This is a genomic window from Parageobacillus caldoxylosilyticus NBRC 107762 (assembly GCF_000632715.1).
GTDB classification, from domain to species: domain Bacteria; phylum Bacillota; class Bacilli; order Bacillales; family Anoxybacillaceae; genus Saccharococcus; species Saccharococcus caldoxylosilyticus.
This window is the reverse complement of sequence record NZ_BAWO01000063.1, coordinates 1-24112: the sequence shown is the minus strand read 5'-3', so window position 1 is coordinate 24112 and position 24112 is coordinate 1. Positions and strand designations below refer to the sequence as shown.

General features: G+C 38.6%; 19 protein-coding genes and 1 pseudogene. 13 read left to right on the top strand and 7 right to left on the bottom strand.

All coding sequences use genetic code 11. The annotated features are described in order from the left end of the window. Positions 1-5 precede the first annotated feature (5 nt). The 3 genes and pseudogenes from GCA01S_RS16095 to GCA01S_RS20250 all read left to right on the top strand — a co-directional run. Positions 6-797 carry a YhfC family intramembrane metalloprotease gene (locus tag GCA01S_RS16095; RefSeq protein ID WP_042411432.1) on the top strand — a complete coding sequence of 264 codons (792 nt, stop codon included), beginning with the start codon at positions 6-8 and terminating at the stop codon, positions 795-797. Beyond that, positions 794-1162 (top strand): VOC family protein, encoded by a 369-nt coding sequence (locus tag GCA01S_RS16090; RefSeq protein WP_017436048.1) that lies wholly within the window; start codon positions 794-796, stop codon positions 1160-1162. The genes GCA01S_RS16095 and GCA01S_RS16090 overlap by 4 nt, the downstream gene beginning before the upstream one ends. Positions 1163-1171: 9 nt before the next feature. Next, a pseudogene (locus tag GCA01S_RS20250) lies at positions 1172-1375 on the top strand (ArsB/NhaD family transporter); the annotation flags it as partial. Between the two features lie 124 nt (positions 1376-1499). On the opposite strand, the gene GCA01S_RS16085 reads toward GCA01S_RS20250, so the two are convergent. The 3 genes from GCA01S_RS16085 to GCA01S_RS16075 all read right to left on the bottom strand — a co-directional run bounded on the left by GCA01S_RS16085 (position 1500) and on the right by GCA01S_RS16075 (position 5057). Next, positions 1500-2165 carry a hypothetical protein gene (locus GCA01S_RS16085; protein WP_042411429.1) on the bottom strand — a complete coding sequence of 222 codons (666 nt, stop codon included), beginning with the start codon at positions 2163-2165 and terminating at the stop codon, positions 1500-1502. A gap of 252 nt (positions 2166-2417) precedes the next feature. After that, positions 2418-3848: a hypothetical protein gene (locus tag GCA01S_RS16080; RefSeq protein ID WP_042411426.1), complete on the bottom strand. Its 1431-nt coding sequence runs from the start codon at positions 3846-3848 to the stop codon at positions 2418-2420. A gap of 120 nt (positions 3849-3968) precedes the next feature. Further along, positions 3969-5057: a CotH kinase family protein gene (locus tag GCA01S_RS16075; protein WP_042411424.1), complete on the bottom strand. Its 1089-nt coding sequence runs from the start codon at positions 5055-5057 to the stop codon at positions 3969-3971. A 201-nt stretch (positions 5058-5258) separates the two neighbouring features. On the opposite strand from GCA01S_RS16075, the gene GCA01S_RS20245 reads away from it, so the two are divergent. The 4 genes from GCA01S_RS20245 to GCA01S_RS16055 all read left to right on the top strand — a co-directional run bounded on the left by GCA01S_RS20245 (position 5259) and on the right by GCA01S_RS16055 (position 8972). Further along, positions 5259-5894, top strand: a complete 636-nt coding sequence (locus GCA01S_RS20245) for a CotG/ExsB N-terminal domain-containing protein (RefSeq protein ID WP_052510054.1) — start codon at positions 5259-5261, stop codon at positions 5892-5894. Between the two features lie 266 nt (positions 5895-6160). After that, positions 6161-7336 carry an 8-amino-7-oxononanoate synthase gene (gene bioF, locus GCA01S_RS16065; RefSeq protein WP_042411422.1) on the top strand — a complete coding sequence of 392 codons (1176 nt, stop codon included), beginning with the start codon at positions 6161-6163 and terminating at the stop codon, positions 7334-7336. Positions 7337-7632: 296 nt separating this feature from the next. After that, positions 7633-8556 (top strand): glutaminase A, encoded by a 924-nt coding sequence (gene glsA, locus GCA01S_RS16060; protein WP_042411419.1) that lies wholly within the window; start codon positions 7633-7635, stop codon positions 8554-8556. A 20-nt stretch (positions 8557-8576) separates the two neighbouring features. Further along, entirely contained in the window at positions 8577-8972 is a 396-nt protein-coding gene (locus GCA01S_RS16055; protein ID WP_042411416.1) for a hypothetical protein, read from the top strand. Between the two features lie 272 nt (positions 8973-9244). Here GCA01S_RS16055 and GCA01S_RS16050 read toward each other — a convergent pair whose 3' ends face one another. The 3 genes from GCA01S_RS16050 to GCA01S_RS16040 form a co-directional block, all read right to left on the bottom strand. After that, entirely contained in the window at positions 9245-9577 is a 333-nt protein-coding gene (locus GCA01S_RS16050; protein WP_042411413.1) for a hypothetical protein, read from the bottom strand. A 122-nt stretch (positions 9578-9699) separates the two neighbouring features. Then, positions 9700-10167: a CBO0543 family protein gene (locus GCA01S_RS16045; protein ID WP_042411410.1), complete on the bottom strand. Its 468-nt coding sequence runs from the start codon at positions 10165-10167 to the stop codon at positions 9700-9702. A 146-nt stretch (positions 10168-10313) separates the two neighbouring features. Next, positions 10314-10733, bottom strand: coding sequence for a hypothetical protein (locus GCA01S_RS16040; protein WP_042411408.1), 420 nt, complete (start codon positions 10731-10733; stop codon positions 10314-10316). Positions 10734-11264: 531 nt separating this feature from the next. On the opposite strand from GCA01S_RS16040, the gene GCA01S_RS16035 reads away from it, so the two are divergent. Both GCA01S_RS16035 and GCA01S_RS16030 read left to right on the top strand, forming a co-directional pair. Next, entirely contained in the window at positions 11265-11591 is a 327-nt protein-coding gene (locus GCA01S_RS16035; RefSeq protein WP_042411406.1) for a nucleoside triphosphate pyrophosphohydrolase, read from the top strand. Beyond that, positions 11584-14031 (top strand): DEAD/DEAH box helicase family protein, encoded by a 2448-nt coding sequence (locus GCA01S_RS16030; RefSeq protein WP_042411403.1) that lies wholly within the window; start codon positions 11584-11586, stop codon positions 14029-14031. Before GCA01S_RS16035 ends, GCA01S_RS16030 begins: the two co-directional genes overlap by 8 nt. Before the next feature lie 190 nt (positions 14032-14221). Here the strand turns inward: GCA01S_RS16030 and GCA01S_RS16025 are convergent, their stop codons facing one another. Continuing rightward, on the bottom strand, positions 14222-15358 hold the full coding sequence (locus GCA01S_RS16025) for an IS110 family RNA-guided transposase (RefSeq protein ID WP_042411401.1): 1137 nt from the start codon (positions 15356-15358) through the stop codon (positions 14222-14224). A 585-nt stretch (positions 15359-15943) separates the two neighbouring features. Between GCA01S_RS16025 and GCA01S_RS16020 the strand changes: the two genes are divergently transcribed. Genes GCA01S_RS16020 through drmB form a run of 4 tightly spaced genes read left to right on the top strand, consistent with a single transcriptional unit; the run spans position 15944 to position 23887 of the window. Further along, positions 15944-16939, top strand: coding sequence for a hypothetical protein (locus GCA01S_RS16020; RefSeq protein WP_042411399.1), 996 nt, complete (start codon positions 15944-15946; stop codon positions 16937-16939). After that, complete coding sequence (locus tag GCA01S_RS16015; RefSeq protein WP_052510053.1) at positions 16933-18471, top strand: DISARM anti-phage system protein DrmE domain-containing protein; 1539 nt, start codon at positions 16933-16935, stop codon at positions 18469-18471. The genes GCA01S_RS16020 and GCA01S_RS16015 overlap by 7 nt, the downstream gene beginning before the upstream one ends. 17 nt (positions 18472-18488) lie before the next feature. Then, positions 18489-21992 (top strand): helicase-related protein, encoded by a 3504-nt coding sequence (locus GCA01S_RS16010; RefSeq protein WP_042411394.1) that lies wholly within the window; start codon positions 18489-18491, stop codon positions 21990-21992. Further along, complete coding sequence (gene drmB / locus GCA01S_RS16005) at positions 21989-23887, top strand: DUF1998 domain-containing protein (RefSeq protein ID WP_042411391.1); 1899 nt, start codon at positions 21989-21991, stop codon at positions 23885-23887. Before GCA01S_RS16010 ends, drmB begins: the two co-directional genes overlap by 4 nt. Positions 23888-24112: the final 225 nt, after the last annotated feature.

Here is a 24112-nt window from a genome sequence, read left to right as displayed (position 1 = left end):
CGCAAATGATAAACCCGTTAAGCATTGCCGGGATGGCTGCACAGTTAGTCATGTCTCTTTTAGTGCCGCTTGGTTTGCTCATTTACTTTCATAAGAAGAAATGGCTGTCATGGAAGCCTCTCGGCGTCGGCATTCTTATTTTTTTGCTATTTTCGCAGGTGCTCGAAAAAGCGCTGCATGTGGTGATGATTGACCCGAGCGGAACCTCATTAAAATGGACGGATAGCGTGGCGCTGTTTGTCCTGTATGCGGCGCTGGCGGCTGGGGTCTTTGAAGAAGTCGGCCGCTATGTCGGCTTTCGCTGGATGCTGAAAAAACATCATGAATATAAAGACGGGCTGTCGTTCGGGCTTGGGCACGGCGGCATTGAAGCGATTTTGATCGGCGTGTTTGGAGCAGTCAATGCGTTGGTGCTTGCGAGCTTGATTCAATCCGGAATGTTTGACAAAACGATCGCCCCGACATTGCCGGACGGGCAGGCGGAACTCATTAAAGATCAAATTTTGCATACGCCGTTTGCCATGTATATATTGGGTGGGTTAGAGCGGGCGTTGGCGCTCGTATTTCATATCGCGATGTCTCTTCTCGTTTTGCTTGGCGTGCGCAAACGGAATTTCCGTTATGTCATCTATGCGATTTTGCTGCACGCGTTGATGGATACAGCGCCTGCGTTATATCAAGCACACGTTGTCACAAACGTTTGGCTGATCGAAGCGGTGATCTTTTTATTCGCTGTTGCGGCGTTTCTATTTACGCGTCGCATGAAAGAAACATTTGAAGGTGGGGGAGAAGGATGAAGATTCCTGTCAAACGATTGGATCATGTGCAAATTTGCATTCCTTTTGGCGCCGAAGATGAGGCGCGTGCCTTTTACACCGATTTGCTCGGTTTTATGGAAATCGAAAAGCCGGACTCCCTAAAAGCGAACGGCGGCCTTTGGTACCAAGTCGGTGATATCGAGCTTCATATCGGCGTCGAAGACCGTGACGGCTACAACAGCAAAAGCCATCCTGCATTTGAAGTCGAAAACATCGATGAAGTGCGCCGCTACCTAGAAGAAAATGGCGTTCCGACCAAAGACGAAAAACCGATTCCAGGGGTGAAGCGGTTTTCGTTTCGCGACCCGTTCCACAATCGGATTGAGTTTTTGTCGAAAAGTTGACCACTCCCTATGCCTAAAATTATCGGAAGCGATATCGGTTCCTTGCTATTACCGATCGGGACATTAGCTACGCTATTGTGGCTGCACATTCTGAAGAAACATCATAAAAGGATTTCATGAGCTGCTTATATTAAAATTACGTTTGTTGTCATTCCGCCGGCCATCGTGTTTACCTTATTTGTTCTGTACTATAGATACTGCTCTGTACTATAGATACTGCTGTTTTTTATCTAGTGAATGAGGAAATCAGTCTCTTTTTATCATCCGCACCTTGCGCCAAAATAACTTCCCCCCTGTACATGAGCTTTTAGCGTTACAGAGAGGGAAGTTTATTTTATTAAGGAAGATGAATCGTTTTTACATGTATTAGTTTCCAAAATACGGATTTTCCACTAGCTGTTACAAGTTCAATGATGTTGTTTTGTACTTGCTTAAGCAAACCAATTTTCATCGGATGGTCGCCTAAATCAAATACGACTAACTGTCCCTCAAATTTTTTTAACTGTTCTTCTAATGACCTTTGTAGTGGCATGTTGGTTGGTTTTACTGGCAGCACTTCATTGCCTAGCGTGTATGGAGTAATGTTTGTCTGATAAGGGGTTAGCCATTTCAGATGATTTAAAGAAATAAACATCGTTTTATACACTGGTGAGTAGAAAACGAAGTAATCATTTAAAATAGCCGTAACATAGCCATGGATCGATTTATTTCCTGTCACATAAATTTCGACAAAACGACCTTTCGCGTTGATTAATGTTTTCCGATAGGAAATCATCTCATTTTCATCAAAAGGTGATTCAGGGATCACATCCGATAATTCCGTCTGTGGGTTCGTAGATAATCTGATGTTGTGAATGTGCAAATGGGGAATATATAAATATTCTTTTCCGTTATAAATCACAATAATATCTAATCCTACATCGACAAGTATTCCTGTCAACAGAACTTTTCCGGATACTTCCAGTTCTACTTGCTTTCCGATTAAAGAATTTAGGTTATTCATTTTCTCCCTCCTTTCAACAGAATAAAAGCAAGTAGTAGATGCACAAATGTGCATCTACTAGACAATGATCTTCTTGTTCACACCAAAGAACGACTGGCAATCGGCATTACAACACATATAACTATTTTCCAATCTCTTACGAAATTATAGGAACAAAATGATAAGGAAGCGATTCAAAAGGAGCTGTTGGCGAGAAATGATGCTTTTTATTCATGAACGTCGACAATTTTAAAGTAGGGAATAGGAAACGATTTACTTTTTCGGATCCCAAATATAATCAATCGTTTTAACGATTGTTTCCTTAACGATTTTTTCTTTTGGAGAGCTTCTTTGACTTGTAAGCTGTTCTCTGCCCGATGTTCTGTCATATTTGACTTCATATTCTACTTTTTCTACTTTTGTCCGCTGTTCTCTATCCGATGTTCTGTCGTCTTCTGCTTTTGTCCGCTGTTCTCTGCCCGATGTTCTGTCAACTTCTACAACGATGGTTTCCTGTGAAGAGCTTCTTCGACTTGTATGATCATCTCTGTCCGATGTGCTATTATCTTCTACTTTGTTTGACATAACCCAATCTTTGGTGTTGGAATTCTCAGTAGTTTCGTTATTTTGTTGTTGCTGTTGTTCTTGTTGTTCTTGCTTTTGTTGTTGTTTGAGAAAGCCTTTTGTACCAATACTAATGCTTTTAATGTGATAAGGGTAAATACGAATGACTTCATCATTGTTTACCAGTGTAAAATGTTCTCCCTCTTCTTGCACAAGAATTCCTTCTGCCGCTTCAGGACCGCCGCGGTTAATAGAGACCCATTTATAAGCAAAATAATCAAATAACTCATCGAAACTTTGCGCATGGATGTCATCAAGATTGATGGCATTAAAATAATTATTAAGGATAGAGGAATTGTTGTGAGGTGTGTTTTGATCGATATTTTGATCGATATTTTGGCTCGTATTTTGTACACTTACACTTTTGATGTGAGTTATATTATAAAATACAATGCCATCGTCTTCCGTTAAGAGAGCCATATAATTACCAGCAACAGCGAGCACTATTCCTTTTTTAGATTCAGGACCGCCTTGATTCACCTTGATCATACTGCTGATAAATTTTTTTAATAATTCTGTAAAGTTATTCGCTGATACCAGTTCTGGATGGCCGTCAAAATCGATCGACCATTCAACAGAGTTAGCTTTTGAATTTTCATCGATGTTTAGGATATGTCTTAAGTTAGATTCAACATCGTTAGCTTCTGAATTTTTACTGATGCTTCGGACGTGTTTTAAGTTAGCTATTAAATTTTCACTAATGCTTTGAACCTGTTTTAAATTACTATAAATACTTTCATTGATGCTTTGGACGATGTTTTGGACATTTCGTAAGTTAGATTCAATAGAATTAGCTTTTAAATTTTCACTAATGCTCTGGACATGTTTTAAGTTATAATAAATAATTGCGTTGTCGTTTTTCGAGTTATTGTTTTTTGGGTTATCATTTTGTGCGTTGTTATTTTTTGCTTTGTCGTTTGATTGCTCTGGCATTAGTGCAACATAATCGGTCTGAACATCTAAAAGCCTACCTTCACAAGATTCTGGTCCCCCTCTGTATACTTTTACTTTTTTGCCCACTAACGATTTTAGATAATCATTTGACTCCACTGATTGACTATCCATTTGTTTTCTAATCATATATTTGTTCCTCCTTGTTATTTATCCATAATGGTTATTCGTAATGCATATATACGTATCCCATTAGTCAAAAGTTATCCATCAATCGCCCAACATGAAAAAATTCCACTTTAGCCCATTTTATAATAGGACGGACAACTGACTTTTTAAATAAGCGTTTCGTTTTTCGATGAACTCGCAAATCCAATCGGGTTCATCATCAAACTGTTCCATACGGTCTTTTATATACGGATCATTGAGGACATGTGGCCGCAATTGCTGATAAAGTTGCTCCACTTTTGGCTTCATAAACTCCACGGTGAATTCATGATCTAATGTATGTTTCATGATGTCATAATACATTTTTCGAAAGCGCTCTGTATCTAATAATCGAGCGGTTAACGTATTAAATCCCTCGATACGTACGTAATCATAATCCATTTGTTTTCCATTAATATCCCTTCCCCAAGTAGCGTCAAAATCCCAAGGAATGATTTCGAATAAACCGGAATCTGGATTGCGATATAGCGCGTAATTGTGAACGAAGCCATCGAAATTTTGCGTGCAAACAACGCCTGTGAGCCAGCGTAAATATTTATTTACGTCCAAAATCTTTGTTATGACAGATTCGTACTCATATTTTGGTGTCGTATTTATTTGGAAAATGAATTCCTCCAGGTATCGGTGATCCTCTTGAGTTCCCAGCTTCCTTTCATAGCCCGCATCTAAAGACGTTTTAGGGGCCTTGTCAAACGAACTAATCAGCGAAAAATTAGCGTCATCATCAACCGCGTAAAAAATGGGCCCTATTGGCAATTGACGTTTTTTTAAGAAAAATTCATCCACCGATTCTAATTGAAGATAAATTCCCTCATGTTTTCCATTGATGGATAAAAGAACGTGTTGGGAGGAAGGAGAAAGGACGCCAAGTGCCGAGAAAAAATCGAAGGAAAGTTTATTTCTCATGAGAGAAGGATCTTTATATTCCGCGTTCAAGTGGAGTTCATGAGCTCCATGAAAGAAATAAGGTTTATAAAACGTGATAAAATAGGATTTTTTCTTAAATTTTCGAATGTGTGAGCCGCGATAGCTTATATCGATATGAAATTTTTTCTTATGAAATGTAAGCGTGGCAGGAACAAGTTCATCGTTCCAAATGTCGCGGCGCAGCTCCCGCAAATCATCAGGGTGGATATAAATCGCAAACAGAGGAAGCTGACTGGTTGACATCTATCATCTCCACCTTTCTGACCATGTTCAATAAATCCTATGTGAATGGTAAGGCTCCTGTTACTGTAGGCATTTATCCTATTTTTATAAAAAACAGACAAGTGTCTAAATCAGCATAAAGGAAAATAACGTAGATTATTATCAGGTAAAGATAGATGACTATCTTTTCTAACAATGAACATGGTATTAGGAGGTTAAAAAATGAGCGTTTATACTCATGATGACATTAAAAATGCTGTAGACGTACTTGAAGCAGAAGGGCTAGGGGAGTTTTTATATCAAGAGCCGACAGGCCGTAGGCATCGTACGCATGGTACAAGTCGTTCCCGCCGGACAGGTCGCATAACAGGGCGGACAGGTCGCATAACAGGGCGGATGGGCCGCACAACAGGTGGGATGGATCGAACAATAGATTGGAGGGGTCGTACAACAGGATGGACGAATCGCACAACCGGGCGGACGGATCGCACAACAGAGGGGATGGATCGTACAACAGAGCGGACAGGTCGCACAACTGGGCGGACGGATCGTACAACAGAGGGGATGGATCGTACAACAGAGCGGACAGGTCGTACAACCGGGCGGACGGGCCGCACAATAGGGCGGACGGGACACACAACCGGGCGAACGGATCGCACAACAGAGGGGATGGATCGTACAACAGAGCGGACAGGTCGTACAACAGGATGGACGGATCGCACAACCGGGCGGACGGATCGCACAACCGGGCGGACGGATCACACAACAGGGCGCACAAGTCGTTCTCATAGAAAACGAAGATACTGGCATGACGGAAATATGAAGATGTTATGGATAAAATTAGATAACATGTTATGAACTAACCATATTTTTCTAGCATCAAAATAGGCGGTGTTAACAAAGCATCTCGCCTATTTTTCTTTTAAAAGGATTCATGGTCGTTAATATGCAAATTTTTTATTAACAAAACATTGTGCTAAATAAACAGTCAGAAAAAGAAAAATTATTCACTAGGCGATTTTGATTTTCTGAGGGAAAAATAGTTTGAAGTATTGTGTAGATTCAAGACATGTAGTTATAATGTAAACAACAAAAATATTTTGGTTAACAATCGGGGGATGAGGATGAAAAATCATATTCAATCCGTACTTCATCAATTAGAACAAAAAACACAAAAGCGCATGTTGAAGAATGTATCCTCTTCGGATGGCGCATGGATTGTCATGAATGGTAGGAAGATGTTAAATTTAGCATCAAACAATTATCTAGGGCTGGCGAATGATGAACGATTAATCAAAGCAGGTTGCCAAGCAATGCGTACATACGGAGCGGGAGCCACTGCTTCGCGTCTTATTGTCGGCAATTATGAACTATATACGAGAGCCGAAGAAGCGTTAAAAAAATGGAAGAAGGCGGAGGCAGCGCTTATTTTCAATAGCGGGTATACAGCTAATCTCGGAATCATTGCGTCTCTGATCGGCCGCGATGATATTGTGTTTAGCGACTGGCTCAATCACGCGAGCATTATTGATGGAATCAGATTAAGCAAGGCAGAACGATATCGTTATCGCCATAACGATTTGGATCATTTGGAGTCATTGTTGAAACAAGCATCTCCGCATAAGCGAAAGTTGATTGTCACCGATTCGATTTTCAGCATGGATGGGGATATAGCGCAGTTGGAAGGATTAGTGACGCTGAAGAAACGTTATAACGCTATCTTAATGGTTGATGAAGCGCATAGCAGCGGCATTTATGGAAAAAGAGGAGAAGGTCTTGTTCACCATTTTCATTTGCAAGACGAGGTCGACATCCAGATGGGCACCTTCAGCAAGGCGTTAGGATGTTTTGGAGCTTATGTCACGGGAGAACAGTGGCTCATTGATTACTTGATGAATACAATGCGCAGCTTTATTTTTACGACCGCTTTACCTCCAGCTGTTCTTGGCGCAATTGAAAAATCGATTGAGATTGTTCAACAAGAACATGCAAGAAGGCAAACGTTGCAAGTTCATAGCCATTATTTCCGCGATGAGCTTCAAAAGCTAGGATTTGATATCGGAAAAAGCACGACACACATCGTTCCGATCATCATCGGTTCAAACGAACAAACGGTTCAAATGAGCGAGCGGCTTCAGGAACACGGAATCGCCGCGGTAGCGATCCGGCCGCCAACCGTTCCCGAAGGCACGTCCCGCATCCGCTTCTCTCTTTCTTCTTCTTTAACGAAGGAAGAATTAGATTGGGCGCTGGAGCGGATTGCGGAAGTAGGAAGAGAAATGGGATTGATAGCTTCATGATGAAATTTTACAACTTTGGACCGATAGGATAGTCATACGAATAGTCGAGCAAAGTTACACCCGCGCTCCGATGTCGCATGTTGTTTGATTTTCTATAATCAATGCAAACAAGACAGAGGAGCGTGAGAAAATGTTGCTCATCCATGATGTCATTCATAAAATGATTTATGATTTCGGAAAAAGACCAGACATGAAAGTCCAAAACAATCGTCAATCAAACCGCTAAACAGACAATGTTTGGCGGTTTTTTACATATTGAACATGTTGCTGGCCATACTAACAACAGGTGATGGCGAATGTACACAAAATCGGAATTAGAACAATTTGTCAAACAAGCAAAACAGTATGCGCGTTATGGAAAAGTCGCTGATTATATTCCCGCCCTTGGCAAGGCGAATCCAAACGATTTGTCAATCGCTATTTACATGCCCGACGGCAATGTCATCGACGCGGGGGATACGACCCATAAAGTGACGCTGCAAAGCATCTCGAAAATTATCGCGTTGGCGCTTGTCCTAATGGACCGAGGGGAACAAGAAGTGTTTCGAAAGGTAGGCATGGAGCCGACGGGAGATCCGTTTAATTCCATTGCCAAACTGGAGGAAGTGCAGCCGGCAAAGCCGCTCAACCCAATGATCAACGCAGGTGCGCTCGCGGTGACGCATATGATTGCTGGAGCTTCGGTGACCGAGCGGTTCGAGCGGCTTTTGCAGTTTGTCCGGAAACTTGCAGGAAATCCGACCATCACGTATTCGGAAGAAGTAGCCCAGTCCGAATTTGAAACGGCGTTTTTAAACCGCTCGCTCTGTTATTTTCTCAAGCAGCATGGTATTATCAATGAAGATGTCGAAGAGCTGATGGACCTTTACACGAAACAATGCGCGATCGAAATGACGTGCGACGACCTAGCGCGCATCGGCCTTGTGTTCGCAATGGATGGACGTGATCCGTTTACCGGGGAGCAAATAATGCCGCTCGATGTCGCCCGCATTTGCAAGACGTTTATGGTCACGTGCGGCATGTACAACGCCTCCGGCGAATTTGCGATTAAAATCGGCATTCCGGCAAAAAGCGGAGTCTCGGGCGGCATCCTTGCCGCCGTGCCAGGGCGGTGCGGCATCGGCATTTTCGGTCCGGCATTGGACGAAAAAGGCAACAGCATCACCGGCATGAAACTGTTAGAACTGCTTTCGAAAACGTATTCGTTAAGCATTTTCTAAAAACAAGGAGGAAACGACGCATGCAAACCTTTACGGTTCAATTTCACCGGGAAGATGAAGTAGAAGCGATGAAAGTGCAAAAACTAAACCAACAAGATTTCGACAAAGCCACCGAAGGCGGGACAAGACATTTATTTGACTTGGATACGAACATCGGCTATTTCGTCTTTTTTGACGCCGAGGACGCAGAGGGAAACGTTTCGTATCTTGTCCTGCAATATGAGGAGGACAACGAAGATCCAAGTGCATGCTACGGATTTGAGCTGAAAGATTTCTATGAATTCGTCGCGCTTTACTTAAACGATCTTGAATTCGGAGATGAGGAAATCGACGAAGAAGAGGAGTACGGTTCGATTCACCATTTAGCCCATCTTCTTTACCATATCGTCGAAGAAGGGAAAACGGTCGAAGTGTAACAAAACGATCCTGGATCATGTCGTGATCCAGGATTTATATTGCCTGCTTTTTGCACTTTTCGACACTGCCTCTCACCAGCCGCCGCTTATGCCTGTCGATGATCCAATTATTTAGCGCTTCGTTGGCAAAAGTTTTTATCGAAGGCGATTGATTTCCTAAAAAAGCTGCTTTTCAAAGAGGAATTGCCAAACATGTGGTGGGCATAGGGTGAAAAAGGAAGGTGGCGAGGAGGTCTCCGTCCCTCTTTGCCATCTTATTATTGCAACTGACGTCATATTGCTTGCTTCTCATATTTTTCGGCATTGCCTTTCAATAGTTTCAACTCCTGCCCATCGATGCTTAAATCAATCAGCACCCCATTGAAAATATCTTCATTTGTCTTTTTATCATTCGACTGCAAATATCGTACGCGATACCACTTTTGTCCGTATTGAAAATACATATACCGCCCTTTTGCAAAGTCAAACCAAAACTTAACCCGTTCTCCGTTCACTGTTTTCCAGACGTAGCCCCATGCCCTTTTTTGAGGGAAATTTGTCATTTTTGGTCGGCCTGAATTGATGACTTTGTAGAATAGCTTGTTTTTCACATCGTACAGTATCATGATCTGCTGCCTCCTTTTATCATCTATTACTACATATATAGAAGCAGCGGCAGAAAATTAGACTTCTTTTTTAGAAAGTAGCGGCATGTATGCAGTTCCTATCAGACATGATCTCATGCACATTATCCTGTTGATTGCTCCCTTTTGTTGATTAGCTCCATAATCATGCGCACGAAAAACGATAGGATAAAGATGGTTATAAACGAATTCATCCATGTCCATGTATGATAGTTAATTAAATCTGTATATTTTTCACAAAGAACCTCAATGATCGTTAAAGCAGCGGTATATAATGTGCATTGCACGATAATGCCCAGAAGGCGGGAATGATAAGAGGTTTGGTAAAAATACACACACATGATCGGATACAGAAAGTATTCAAAAAGAAGGCTCGTTTTGAAATATTGGCCCAAAAACCTTACAGGGTATTCAATCAATTTTTCTTCTGCAACAATAACGCCAAAAAATGAGGAAAAATAGGCTTTCAATAAGAACACTAAAAGCGTGTCTTTGATTAGCGGTTTTCTCAGACTAAAACAAAATAAGATAATGCCAATAACCAGCAATGCCCACAAAAGGATTCTGTCCATGGATTCATCCATCTCCTATGATTGATTTGCATATCGTTTAGTATGGCCAAGAGAAAAATGGAATATTTCTGAATACATGAAAATGCCGCTTAAGCACTGATTTGGTTGTTTCACTAACTCGTGGCTCAAATAGACAAAAGATGCGCTTATTGATCTCTAAATACGATCATGCCGCAAATCATCGGAATGATCATTAACATTGCGACGGTTAGAGTAGGTATCGGCAGCCGGTTTGCGAATATTGCACCCATCCCTCCCAGAAAACCGCCTATAATAAAAGGAATGGCGGTTTTTGTCTTGTCCGCATTTGGTTTTGCGTGATACCATGCGTCCCATACGCAATAAACATAAAATCCAGGGTAAAATAACAAATAGTCAAAATTGGCCGCCTCTACAGCCTGTTGGTGCAATCCGTTAAAATCAAGGTGAATGGCTTCGTTTATATGTCCGAATGCATTATCAAAGTGTTCCATAATTATAAAGAAGACACCTTTCATGAATTGACCATTATATATTTGCCCAAATCCAGGCATCAGTAATGAAAATAAAGCGGCAACATTTCTCATCGTATCCCCTTCCGTTTTCTTTCAGTGGAAATAATCATCGTGTGTTACTTATATTTCCTGATGAGCGTGTACAGTATGTATATAATGTTTCGGTTTGGATGCGAATTTTTTCATTCATGGATACCGCGTTGTCCAAAGTGCTCAATGAGACGTGTTGATGAACCATAGATACCATTTATGAACGATTCATCCCATTTTTTCTCCAGCATTCGCTTTCCTATTTACTTACGTTGACAAATGTTGCTGTTTTGGTGTTAGAGTTGAAAAGGAGAACTTGAATGGTGCATTTTCTAGATTGGCGGTGATGTCATCCAATCTCCCAGCCCATGTGGGGCTATCTTGTTCGGGAGTCGGATAGAGTGGAAATCGTCAACTAATGACATTGGGAATAAAGCGAAACTTTTCCAAGCCATCATGATTTCTGAAGTACGATCGTTCATTTTCGATAAAGAGCAAAAAGTGCACATTTCAAACAAGGGAAAAATCTTGTAGAATTGTAAAGAGAAAAAATAAAAAATAGGAGAGGATAGAATGCCAGTATACAACAAACTTGTCCGTGATAAAATTCCGCAAATTATTGAACAAGCGGGAAAGACATTTACAACGAGAATATTGGAAGATGACGAATATCGCAAAGAGCTGCGAAAAAAAGCATTTGAAGAATTAGAAGAGTATATGAATGCAGGTGACGATGAAAAAGCGCTAGAAGAATTGGCAGATGTGTTGGAAATTATTCATGCTCTTGCTGAATGCCACGGATCGTCGATCGAACGCGTTGAACAAATTCGAGCGGAAAAAGCAGAGAAGCGGGGAGGATTTAAAGAAAAAATCTTTTTAGTCGAGGTACACGATGAGTAAGGTCGAATTAATTCAACGCAATCTTATCGAAAAGATACAGGAACATATCGAAACATCGTCAACCATATACATATTGACCTCGTTCGTGATGAAATCGGGTGTCCGCCTGCTGAAAGAAACATTGAAAAAAGCAGCGGAACGAGGGGCGGATATTAAAATTTGCGCTGGCGATTATCTCTTTGTCACCCAGCCGGAAGCGCTTCGTGAGCTGATCTCTATTCATCCGGACATCGAAGTACGCTTATGGCGAAGCAGGGGAGTATCTTTTCACCCAAAAGCATATTTATTTGAAAATACAACGAGCGGCTATTTTATTGTCGGCTCATCCAACTTATCGAAATCGGCGCTGACAGAGGGAATCGAATGGAACATCGGGTTGGATAAAACTGTCGATGAAAACGTATTTGCAGAGTCAATGGAAGAGTTTTTGAAGCTGTTTTACGCTGATGAAACAGTACAAGTGAACGAAGAGACGTTAAAGGACTATGAAAAGCAGTATCATGACTATCACCAACGGCATCCGAATCTTGCGCGAACGTGGGCGGAATCGGAAGAAGTTGAATTAATGCTTCCAGTGGATAAAGCGGAGACGGAAATCAATGAACGTGATCATGACGTAATTTACGATCCAGCAACGGTCACATACGAAACGATTCAGCCGCGCTTTGCCCAAGTGGAAGCGCTCGAGCGGCTGGAAGCGGCTTACGAAGAAGGCTACGACAAGGCGATGGTTGTCATGGCGACAGGACTTGGGAAAACGTATTTAGCCGCATTTTTTGCCCGCAATTTTCAAAAAGCGCTGTTTATCGCACATCGTGAAGAAATTCTTCGTCAGGCGAAAAAATCGTTTCAACGCGTCATGCCTAACAAAACGTTTGGCATTTATGACGGAAACGTGAAAGAAAAAAAAGCTGATATAATCTTTGCTTCGATTTTTACGTTAAGCATGAAAAAACATTTAGAAGCATTCGCCAAAGATGCCTTTGACTTGATTGTGATTGACGAATTTCATCATGCTGCCGCTCGTTCGTATCAGCGAGTACTGAATTATTTTCAGCCAAAATTTTTACTTGGGATTACGGCAACGCCAGATCGCAACGATAATAAAGATGTATATGCCATTTGCGATGGCAACGTGGCGTACAAAATTGATTTTATTGAAGCGGTTCAACGCGGATGGCTTGCCCCATTCCGTTATTACGGGGTCTACGATGATACGGATTATTCCAAGATCAAATGGCTCGGCAACCGCTATGATGAGGCAGAACTGCTTCAAGTGCAGCTAAGGGAAGAAATGGCAGACAAGATTTTAAAGGCATGGGAGAAATATAAGAAAACAAGAACGCTCGTATTTTGTTCATCGATCAAGCAAGCCGACTTTTTATCGGAATATTTTCGGAAACGAAACTATCGAACGGTCAGCCTTCACTCTAAACAGACAGACACTCCGCGTGGTAAGGCAATTGCAATGCTGGAAAAAGGAGAATTAGACGCCATTTTCACGGTGGACTTATTTAATGAAGGCGTCGATATTCCATCGGTGGATACGTTGCTGTTTGTCCGGCCGACGGAGTCGCTTACCGTGTTTACCCAGCAAGTGGGCCGCGGACTTCGGTTGTATGAAGGAAAGGATTATTGCGTCATTATCGATTTAATCGGAAACTATCGCAATGCAGATGTGAAGCTGAAATTGTTTGATACAGAGCGCAATGCTGATAAAAATGGAAAAAGAGAAAAGGTGATACCGACCGTTCCCGACAATTGCTCGCTTCATTTAGATATACAGGCTATTAACTTATTAGAAGAGATGAGAAAAAAGCGCCAGCCGCGCAAGGAAAAGCTGCTGTGGGACTATAAGCAGCTGAAACAGGAATTAGGTTATCGTCCTACGTATTTGCAGCTTCATTTGCGTGGAAGAAGCGATGCGATAGAATACAAGTCCGAATTTAAATCATATGTGGGCTTTTTATACTGGGCGGACGAATTATCGGAAAAAGAGAAGGAAGTTTTCTTAAAGTACGAATCGTGGCTAGTCGAGGCTGAGCGAACACCTATGGCTAAGAGCTATAAAATGGTCGTGTTGCTCGCAATGTTAAACCGCGGCCCTTCAAGGTGGCACTTGCCGATTACGCCAAAAGAAGCAGCGCCGTTTTTTCATCAATATTTAATGGAAAAAGAATATCGGAAACGAATCGACTTTTCAGATAAGAAAACAAAACAACTATGGATTTATGATGAAGAAAAAGTAAGCAAACTGATTGCTGAAATGCCGATGACGAAATGGAGCGGAAGCTCGAACGGTCTCCTTTCCTTTGAAAACGGCATCTTTTCTCTTCATTTTTCTATTGCAAAAGAAGATGAAGAGATTTTGTATCAATGGACGAAAGAGATTTGCGAGTATCGGTTGCATGTGTATTTTGAGAGAAAAAGCAAGATATAAAAGACAATGTAAACAGAAGCCGAGCAGTGCTTCTGTTTCTTTTTTTTCTATGAAAATCAATGAAACATGGTCGAATCGGTATACCCCACGATCAAATTGGATACCCTGTTAATGACCAAAAACGGCAATAAGAAAGCAGAGCTACCTTATTTTTAGGTATCTCGTATAGTTCTTCGTCTTTTTGGTTATACTAATAGGTTGGCTGTTCTCGAAACGGTTCTTTTCGAGAAAGCATGCAGTAAATGATTGTAAGCATTCGGTGCGCCATCGCAACGAGTGCTTTTTTCTTTCCCCTGCGTGCCGCCAGTGGCCAATATTTCGCTGCCAATCGTTGATTCCTGCATCGAGATAACGCCCACGCCGCCTCACATAACGCGGATTTGATATGGGGATTTCCCTTCGTCGTTCGGGTACTTTTCCGTTTCCCTGCACTTTCATGATTCCCTGGAGCCACTCCAGCCCATGAAGCGAGGTGTTGCGAAGTTGGGAACTGTCCTATATCGACCCCGATTTCAGCGATGATCACGGCAGCGGTTTCTTTTTTGACTCCCGGTATGGTCACAAGAAGCTCCATCTCTTGTTTGTAGGCTTGTAAGAGTTGGTCGATTCGCTCTTCGATTTCTCGAAGTAAGCTTTCCAACGATTCGATATGCTTCCAAGATTGGCGAATCATAAACAACTGATGCTCGGTCAATGTTCCAAAGAGAGAATCTTGAATTTGTTGTCTTTTTCCTTTCATTCTCCCATGAATGCAGGCATCAATCCCTGGCTCTTCGATATATCCTTGTTTCATTAGGCGTTCAAGTAGTTTTCGCCCAGATACACCAAATATGTCCGAAATGACAGAACTTAACTTGATATTCGAACACTCTAACACTTTTTGTATCCGATTTTTCTCAGCGGTCAATTGCCCAATCCACTTTTTCCGTAAACGGGTCAAATCTCGCAATTCCCGAATGTCCGCAGGCGGAACGAAACTCTTCTCGATCAGCCCATAACGCAATAATTTGGCGATCCATTCGGCATCGGAGACATCTGTCTTTCGACCGGGAACATTTTTGATGCGCTGGGCATTAGCGAGAGTAATGTCAAAATAGTCTTCCAAAATGTTGAACACGGGTTTCCAGTAAACACCGGTACTTTCCATCGCAATATGAGTGATCCCACGATCTTCTAACCATTTCAGAAGACGAAACAAATCTTTCGTGAAAGTAGGGAATGTTTCGATTTCCTTTTGAATGTGATCTTCTTCTCCAAGAAGGGCACAAACGACAATGGTTTCGGTATGGACATCTAATCCCGCACAACGATGATAAAGAACATCCATGATTCTTACTCCTTCCATTGATAAATTCGCAAACAGTGAGTCCACTTGTACGTTAGGCATTTTTCTGTTCGTAGTCACCTTTTCACATGAAAAGGGCTCACAATGGGTGGAACACCAAATGGACTCAAACAGTTTTTTGCACAGGGTCGAACCACCATTAAAAAGCACGTCTTTCCAAACTGTTTGCGTTCATCCTCCATTATGGAAGGAGAGATGGATTTTCATGCCTGGGTGGGGAGTAAAATTTATTCATGGATGTTTTTTGACATAATTCGACAACATTTTTCTTGTAATTTCGATATGATATTTTATAGGTGTTTTGTACTATATTGAATGCGTGGAAAAACAGAAAAAGAATACATCAATACACATCTTAAAAATCACAGACAGTTGCAAAAAATAAGGTACTATTATGATTTGATTTTATAGCACTGTTAGAAATTTTGATTCAGACTATTTCTAAAATTATTTGGTTATTAGGAAAATATATTGAAGTTGTCCAATGGTAAATAATTTTATCTTTAACGTTTTCAACCATATATGCTAACTAGTTATCAAAATATAAAATTATGATGAGGGATGGAAATGATTCATAAAGAGTTGCAACTTTTTCTTGAAAACAATGTTCATCCATTACCTTCATGGATTATATTTGCTTTTTCCTTAGGAGCCTTTTTGCATGAAAAAGGCATAGAAGATAATAAGAGTAGTCATATAGTTGTTTCTGTGCCAAGTGAACAATATTTTGCTTTGTTTGCAGCTGTAGGAATAGCAGATAAAGTATTTCGTAAGCCAAGAAACCTACAGTCAATTCGTCAACAGATATTGAACTTAAAAAAAGGCAACAGAATTATTTATCAAGATAAAGACCTTGCCCGAAGAGCTTCCGTTATATCGGTGGAACCCAGTCCTGTGATTGAAGGAGAATTTATATTGTTCATCCAATTTGGAAATATTAAACTGGGAATACCTGAACAACAATGGATGGAAAAAATTATTTTATTAGAAGAAGAATATACTGAGATTAAAAGAAGTAGAAAAGTAAGTGAAAATTATCAATTAAGAATTTCCAGTCCTTTTATGCAAAATATCTATTCTAGCGAACAATTAAGCAGAGCTTCCTTTTATCCGGGAGATTATTTTTATATTGTTGGAGATAAAGAGGATTTCATCGAAATGATGTCAGAAAAGTGTTTGTTTAAAAATGGACAAAAAGGAACCATCAGTGATTTCTTGTATTTGGAAAACTTGCAAAATAACAACAGCTATTCTAATGGCAAGTTTTTTTCGTCCCGAATGAAAAATACTCATGAAGTTAATGAAAACGTACCTGTTTTATTTTCTAACGCATTGAGTTACAGAAAACAAATTAGACTATTTCATAAGAATCCAAGTCTAATAGTTATAGGGAGATCAGAGCATGAAAACCATATTGATGAAACAATGTCAGATATATCTCGGAGAGTGCTTTTAGGTAATACAGAAATCATTACTGAGGAATTAGTTAATTATGTTAAAAACTATGGGATTTCTATTCCAGCAGGTATTGAGTTGTTTTCATGGAGGGAACAATATTGTTAAGAGACATATGTAAATTATATACGAATTTTGAAAAAAATATTTATTTAAAATCTGTAAAATGTAGTGAACTTTTTTCGCTGGCAGAACAGTTAAGCAGTTTTAATAGAGAAATTATCGAAAAGGCTGATAAGGACACACAATTGTTAGAAATTTACAATTATTTAAGCGGAATTTTTTTCACTCTATGTAGAAGTTTTTTGCCGTATTCTCATGTCATTAGTAAGAATAATGAAAAAGAGATTATTCACAGATTATTGGGTATAAAGAATAATTATCCTTATTTTTTCGATAAGTTTGGAAAAACTTTGGCAATGTCATTTAAAGAGGTACTAGAAACAGAACATAATTATATGACTGAATTTTTATGTGACCATATTAATAAACATCAAACTCGTTCATATAAAATTGCTTTAGTGACCAAAAGATCATTATCTCCTGAAGAAAAGGAATTACTTAATCAAAAAATCAGCTCGATTCTTAATGTTACTTATTATACTGAAAATAGCTTCAGGAAAAGTGCTAAAGTATTCGATGAGGTAATATTTGTTGGGAGCCCTAGCTATTTTGGTTCTTTTGCTGTCAATACTTTAAAAGCATATCACACATACTTTGTTTTCTATGAAATGTTTTCGGATAATTTAAAACTAAAATCTCCCTTTCTTAATTCTGATATTTATCAACAGAATATTATCAGTACGATTAATTTAAATGTTAAAATACATAAAGATGTAGAAAAAACGCATAAAATAGAATTTAATGAAGATTACTTAGTAAAATCTTCTATACAAAAAGTTTTGGAAGAACAAAATACAAATACATCAGATGATGTACATCATTTAGTTAAAGCTACTGTTGTTTTATTAGAAAATGATCGTTTTTTATTCGTTTCTGATGAAACAAAAATTCGAGTGCTAACTCCCAATATAAAAAAAGATCGTGTTATTGTTAATCAAATTACGTTAAAAGATTTGGAAGAAGATGATTTTATTATTATAAGAAATGAGAGAGATAATAGTTTAATTGCTGAAGTAGCAGATCAAGAGATTTTGAAGGAAGAAGCTAAATATCTCCGAGCATTGCAGAAAAAATGGAAAAAGAGACTTCGTTATAATGTATCAAAAAAAGGCGTCATGCGTGTTAGCGAAATTTTAACAAATAGATATAAAATGACAACGGCTTCACCACAAACTGTTCGTTTTTGGTGTAATGAAGAGTCCATTTGTCCGACGGAGCTACCTGTATTATTACAGGCTTTAAAGTTTGACGAAAATGAGGTAATTCTTATTTACCAAGCAATGAAACAAATTCAAATAGCTCATCGTGAAGCGGGTAGGATCATTTCAAGAAAACTGATGGAAGAAATTAAACCTGATATTTTTGAAGAATTACAGCAAAAAGGATCCATTACATTTAAATCTTCCAATTTTAATGGAGCTTCTTTTAACATTGAACGGGTTGTTGCGATCAATCGTTCAAAACATTATGATGTACTGCAATCCAATTTAATGAAGGTATATCATAGAGATTTATAAAGAAGGGATGTGATTTTATGCCGATTACATTGGAAAATTCACTGTGCAATCGTCAACATTTAATTGATAGTGTAAAGGAAGAAATTATAGGTCCTGGGAAAATAAGAGATAATTATATATTATTTAATCCAATAGGAAATTCAGTGTTTGAGTCGAAAAATGAATTATATACGCCACGCTATTGGTTAGTAGCAGGAACAAAAGAAGAGATTCTCCAAAGAGAAACTCCTTCACAACGATATGTGAGCGGCATGTTATTTCCTGTAGGCACCATGACAAATGATGATGAAACTACAGAAATTATTATAAAAGACAATGAAAATGACGATGATGCTTTAGATAAAATGTTTGAATATAAAGATGACATCGAGGCAACGGAGTCAGAAGGAGATATAGAGTTATTTCCTCAGAAAAATGATTTTATGCCTTCTTCGATTGGAATGACTTTCTGTATTGATAAAAATGTCCCTAATTTGAAGGTAGTCATAAAAGGCGGCTCTTATAAACCACACAAAGTACGAGTCAGAGGAGAAAACAACAGCTATACTTGGTGGCTCAGAGAAGGAGTCAAAGGTGAACTTTATATTTCAACCAAGGAGCTTAATACCTATAAGCATATAAGCTATCATGTTGATTTATTTAATGCAAAGCGCGAAAAAGCGAGTCAGTTTAATGTTCAAGTTCAGGCACGTCTTCGTGAAATTAACAGCTTTTTTATTATAACTGTTAGTGTAACAAACCGATCTGACTCAAATGGTATAGACCGTGATCAAGTAACTTTGTTTCAAGCGGAATTATCAATCGAAACACCAGGAAGTTATAGCTTTTCTCCGTATCCAAAGCTTTATCAATTAAACAATAACTTAAGTGAAGAAGATGCTTCGGCGGATCTTCTTTATCGGAATGAACATATTTACGCTTTAGGACATGGATGTGCAACCGATTGGGATCAGAAAGCGGAGAAAGTAAAGGTTATTCGAACAACATTTATGCCTGAATATGAAACAATGAGCATGACTCCGGATATTGAAACTGAAAACGGAAAACTGACAATTAAAATGAGCGATCTTGCGGGACTATCCTCTAATACGCATCCTAAGGACATATTATATCCATTAATTCAGGACTATGAAAATTGGATAAACCGAAAGGAAACGGAAATCACCTCGCTTCCGTCGCCTTTGCAACCGGTGGCAAAAAAACATATGGAATTATGTAGGGAAAGTTTGAAACGTATGAAAAGGGGATTAAAATTGCTGGAGGATCCTCAAATTCTTCGCGCTTTTCAATTAGCAAACTTAGCAATTTTACTTCAGCAGGAGAATGGCAAAGAAAAACGTAACGGTTATGTTCTTATGGATGAAAAGAACATAAAATTGGAGTTTGATAAACCAATAGAAAAAGTGCTTAAAGACGAAAAAAAACTAGTAAATGCATCCAATACTTGGAGGGCTTTTCAGATTGCTTTTTTTCTACTGTCAATTGAATCTTTAGCTGACGAAACAAGCATGGATCGGGAAATTGTAGATTTAATTTGGTTTCCTACTGGCGGGGGGAAAACCGAGGCCTATTTAGGAGTCGCAGCTTTTCAAATGATCCTAAGACGGTTGCGAAATCCATCAGATGCTGGTGTAGATGTTATGATGCGATATACTCTCCGTCTTTTAACTGCGGATCAGTTTCAGCGGGCATCCCGTCTAATATGCGCGTTGGAGTATATTCGACGTAAATATGCGCCGGAACTGGGAGATATCCCTTATTCAATTGGAATTTGGGTGGGATCTAAGACTACTCCAAATAAAAATAGAGCAGCTTTAGAAATGTTGAAAAAACTTGCTAAAGATAAAAGTGGAAATCAGTCTTTTATTGTACATTCTTGTCCTTGGTGTGGGGCTCACTTAGGACACTATCTTTCTAAAGGTGGTAAAGATAAAAAGCGTTTTTTTATTGGATATAAAGAGAAAGATCAAAAATTAGTTATTCACTGTCCAGATAGAAATTGTGATTTTTATAAAGAATTGCCAATTTATATAGTAGATGAAACTATTTATGAAAAACGTCCTACATTTTTAATCGGAACGATCGATAAATTTGTTCAGTTGGTTTGGGAACCAAAAGCAAGATCATTATTTGGCATAGACAACAAGGGAAATCATTTTATTTCTCCACCGTCACTGATTATACAGGATGAATTACATCTAATTTCTGGACCATTAGGCACCTTGACTGGTTTATTTGAAGCTCTGATTGAAGAACTGTGCCTTAAAAAGATTGGTAAAAAAACTATTAAACCCAAAATTATTGCGGCAACAGCTACAATAAAACATTTTGAAGAACAAGTTTTAGCGTTATTTGGACGTGAAAAATCCAGGCTATTTCCAAGCCCAGGTTTGGAACACGATGATTCTTTCTTTGCAAGACCAGCCAAAGATAAAAATGGAGAATTAATGCCTGGAAGAAAATATGTAGGTGTTTATACAACGACTGTTGGTAGTATGATGGCACAAGTTATGACATTTTCCTCTATTTTACAAGCTAGTAATGATATTAAGGAAGATGAAAGAGATCCTTATTGGACATTGTTAGCATTTTATAATACTCTTCGTGAGTTAGGAGGCGGTTTGACTCTTGCGCAGACAGATATTCCACAATATTCAAGAGCAATGCAAATGCGTAAAGGAAGTGTTGAAAAAACCAGATATATAAATAATTTCATTGAATTGACATCAAGAAAACAAAGTTATGAAATTTCCAAGACTATTGATGATTTAAAATACAGTTATAATCCAGACAATAATAAAAATAAAGCAATAGATCTTTGTTTCGCTTCCAATATTATTGAAGTTGGCGTTGATATAGATCGCCTTTCGGTTATGGCTATCATTGGACAGCCTAAGACAACAGCGCAGTATATCCAAGTCAGTGGTCGTGTTGGGAGACGTTGGTGGGAAAGGCCAGGATTAGTTTTTACAATTTATTCAAATACAAAATCTAGGGATAAATCTCATTTTGAACATTTTAGGGATTATCATCAAAAATTATATGCACAAGTGGAAGCAACAAGTGTGACTCCGTTCTCGGATTCTTGTATGGACAGAGGACTTCCAGCAGTAATAGTTGGGTTTATAAGACAGGCATTAACATTGGATGTAGCTATTACTCCAGACAGAAAAGGAATTGAGAGATATTTGGAAGAAAAAATACTTCCATTCTATGAAAGATTAGTAAAAAGAGCAGAATTGATAGATGCTGAACAGGTTAATGAATTAAAGGATAGGTTCAAGAGAATTTTAAAAAATATATTAGAAGGCAATTATACGTCTTGGAAGGTGGACGCTAAAGTAAAGGGATTTATGTATCCTGCAGGATCTACTATTCCAATAACACTGAAACATTCAGCAATACCTATGATGAATTCCATGAGAAATGTTGATGCAGAGTGTCGAGGATTAATTACAGATTTATACATTTCAAACACAGATGATGGTGTGAATAGTTCATGGGAGGAGTTATTTAAATGAAAGATTTACCTTTACGAAGAGGGCAACTAGTTACAACATTTGGTCCGGGATCTCTTGTCGTCAGCCCGGAAGGAGAAACAGCAATTATAGGCGCTTTAGATAAATGGTATTATGATAAACATGGCAATCGATTAAATTCATTGCATGAATATGAAGTACAAGAACCAAGGTTAAAATCGCTATTGAAAGTTAACAAGCTTTTTCTTCCCCCTGATTTTAGATCAGGAAGTCAATATAGAGGGGAAGGAAATGCGATACAACAAACAAATACTGACGTATATATACCTTTATTGCGTTTCCCAACATGGCATTACTGTCCAAAATGTAAAACTTTATACCAATTACCACTCTCATCACGCACAAGTTGGTATCACTGCAGAGAATGTAATAAATTAACTAAAATGATTCAAGTACCTTTTGTCATTGTGTGTGAGCATGGTCATATCTCAGATTTTCCTTGGCGCGAATGGGTGCATAAAAATGAAAATACTCTTTGCGAAGGAACACTGAAACTAGTGTCAACCGGAGGAACAACATTAGACTCTCTGAAAGTTGAATGTAGCTGCGGAAAAGATCGTTCCCTAAAAGGGATTATGATAAAAAATAAGGGAGATAAGCAAAATAATAAAAGCGCTCTAAGCGTTATGCTAAATGAAGAAGATGAAAAAGAGTATACTTGTCCGGGAACAAAGCCATGGTATGGTTCCTTAGAAGAAAAAGATGAATGTTCTGCATATCCTGTTGCTGTTTTAAAAAATTCTATCAATGTGTATTTTCCTGTTAAAGTCAGTGCTATTCATATTCCTGGTGATAGGAGTGCTGAAATTGAATATCTAATTAATTTATTTGAAAAAAGAGGTATAACAAGCTCTTTGCTTGAGACTCATGAAACTATGAATGGAAAAATTGAATTTATAAAAAAATTATGTCCACCTGAAATTAGTGATTACACAGATTCAGATATCGAGAGAGCAATTATCTATATTCAGCAAGGAGATATTAGTCAGGAGCAGGAGAATAATCAATCGGAATGGATAGAACATCAACTGCGCGAAAAAGAATTTGAAACTTTATCAGAAGAGGTTGATCATTCCGAAAATTTAAAAGTCCTAAAAGAATGGCAATGTAATGAGATAGATGAAACAGATATAAGAACTTTTTTTAGTAAAGTGAATCGGGTTACGAAATTAAAAGAAACTATTGTTTTGACAGGATTTAACAGACTTCAAACAAATATTGAGCATCTAAATATATTTGAAATAAGAGAAGGAAGAAAATTACTGTTCAAAGATCCAGATGCTCCGGAAAACAACTGGCTTCCTGCATATAAAGTATATGGAGAAGGTATATTTTTCACCTTGAATACAGAAAGACTGAAAATTTGGGAAGAACAGCCCAGTGTCCGAGAATATTATAAAAAATATTTAGAACGTTATCGTAACAGCAATCATTTTATTGATAGTAGTATTTATAATCCTAGATTTGTTTTACTTCATACTTTATCACATATTCTGATCAATGAATTGTCATTAACATGTGGATATAATACGGCTTCCATTCGCGAAAGATTATATTTACATGAAACTCAGTCCGGAGTTCTTATTTATACTTCCTCCGGAGACAGTGATGGTACTTTTGGTGGACTTGTTCGGATGGGACTAACAAAAAACTTTTTCTCGGTTGTTTATAGAGCCTTGGAAAAAGCTAAATGGTGCAGTTCTGATCCAGTATGTACAGAAATTGGAATGTCTTTAGGTCAAGGATTGAATCGACTAAATGGTGCAGCGTGTCATAGTTGTGCCTATCTTCCTGAAACTTCATGCGAATTGCAGAATTTATCATTGGATCGTTCCTTATTAATTGATCAGGAAATAGGATTTTTTAATACAATATAATTACTTTTTTCTGTGATAGCACTATATATTAATTGACAAAATTGGACAAATGTGAAATATTTATACGAGGTTTAGCTCTTCACCATAAAATTACTTAATTTTTCGCTAGAAATTTGTTAAAGATCATCTGGATAATGACCGTATAAATAATTAAATGAAACAAACAAAGAATGAAACACTATTTGCAAAAAATTAATTGTTTGTTGAGTACATATTATGGGATGA

Excerpts from the sequence above, each read along its gene's own strand:
- GCA01S_RS16040 (WP_042411408.1), bottom strand. The coding sequence starts at position 10,733 with ATGAGAAATGTTGCCGCTTTATTTTCATTACTGATGCCTGGATTTGGG.
- glsA (WP_042411419.1), top strand. The coding sequence starts at position 7,633 with ATGTACACAAAATCGGAATTAGAACAATTTGTCAAACAAGCAAAACAG.
- GCA01S_RS16075 (WP_042411424.1), bottom strand. The coding sequence starts at position 5,057 with ATGTCAACCAGTCAGCTTCCTCTGTTTGCGATTTATATCCACCCTGAT.
- GCA01S_RS20245 (WP_052510054.1), top strand. The coding sequence starts at position 5,259 with ATGAGCGTTTATACTCATGATGACATTAAAAATGCTGTAGACGTACTT.
- GCA01S_RS16045 (WP_042411410.1), bottom strand. The coding sequence starts at position 10,167 with ATGGACAGAATCCTTTTGTGGGCATTGCTGGTTATTGGCATTATCTTA.
- GCA01S_RS16085 (WP_042411429.1), bottom strand. The coding sequence starts at position 2,165 with ATGAATAACCTAAATTCTTTAATCGGAAAGCAAGTAGAACTGGAAGTA.
- GCA01S_RS16080 (WP_042411426.1), bottom strand. The coding sequence starts at position 3,848 with ATGATTAGAAAACAAATGGATAGTCAATCAGTGGAGTCAAATGATTAT.
- GCA01S_RS16030 (WP_042411403.1), top strand. The coding sequence starts at position 11,584 with ATGAGTAAGGTCGAATTAATTCAACGCAATCTTATCGAAAAGATACAG.
- GCA01S_RS16055 (WP_042411416.1), top strand. The coding sequence starts at position 8,577 with ATGCAAACCTTTACGGTTCAATTTCACCGGGAAGATGAAGTAGAAGCG.
- bioF (WP_042411422.1), top strand. The coding sequence starts at position 6,161 with ATGAAAAATCATATTCAATCCGTACTTCATCAATTAGAACAAAAAACA.
- GCA01S_RS16035 (WP_042411406.1), top strand. The coding sequence starts at position 11,265 with ATGCCAGTATACAACAAACTTGTCCGTGATAAAATTCCGCAAATTATT.
- GCA01S_RS16095 (WP_042411432.1), top strand. The coding sequence starts at position 6 with ATGATAAACCCGTTAAGCATTGCCGGGATGGCTGCACAGTTAGTCATG.
- GCA01S_RS16020 (WP_042411399.1), top strand. The coding sequence starts at position 15,944 with ATGATTCATAAAGAGTTGCAACTTTTTCTTGAAAACAATGTTCATCCA.
- GCA01S_RS16090 (WP_017436048.1), top strand. The coding sequence starts at position 794 with ATGAAGATTCCTGTCAAACGATTGGATCATGTGCAAATTTGCATTCCT.
- drmB (WP_042411391.1), top strand. The coding sequence starts at position 21,989 with ATGAAAGATTTACCTTTACGAAGAGGGCAACTAGTTACAACATTTGGT.
- GCA01S_RS16010 (WP_042411394.1), top strand. The coding sequence starts at position 18,489 with ATGCCGATTACATTGGAAAATTCACTGTGCAATCGTCAACATTTAATT.
- GCA01S_RS16025 (WP_042411401.1), bottom strand. The coding sequence starts at position 15,358 with ATGGATGTTCTTTATCATCGTTGTGCGGGATTAGATGTCCATACCGAA.
- GCA01S_RS16050 (WP_042411413.1), bottom strand. The coding sequence starts at position 9,577 with ATGATACTGTACGATGTGAAAAACAAGCTATTCTACAAAGTCATCAAT.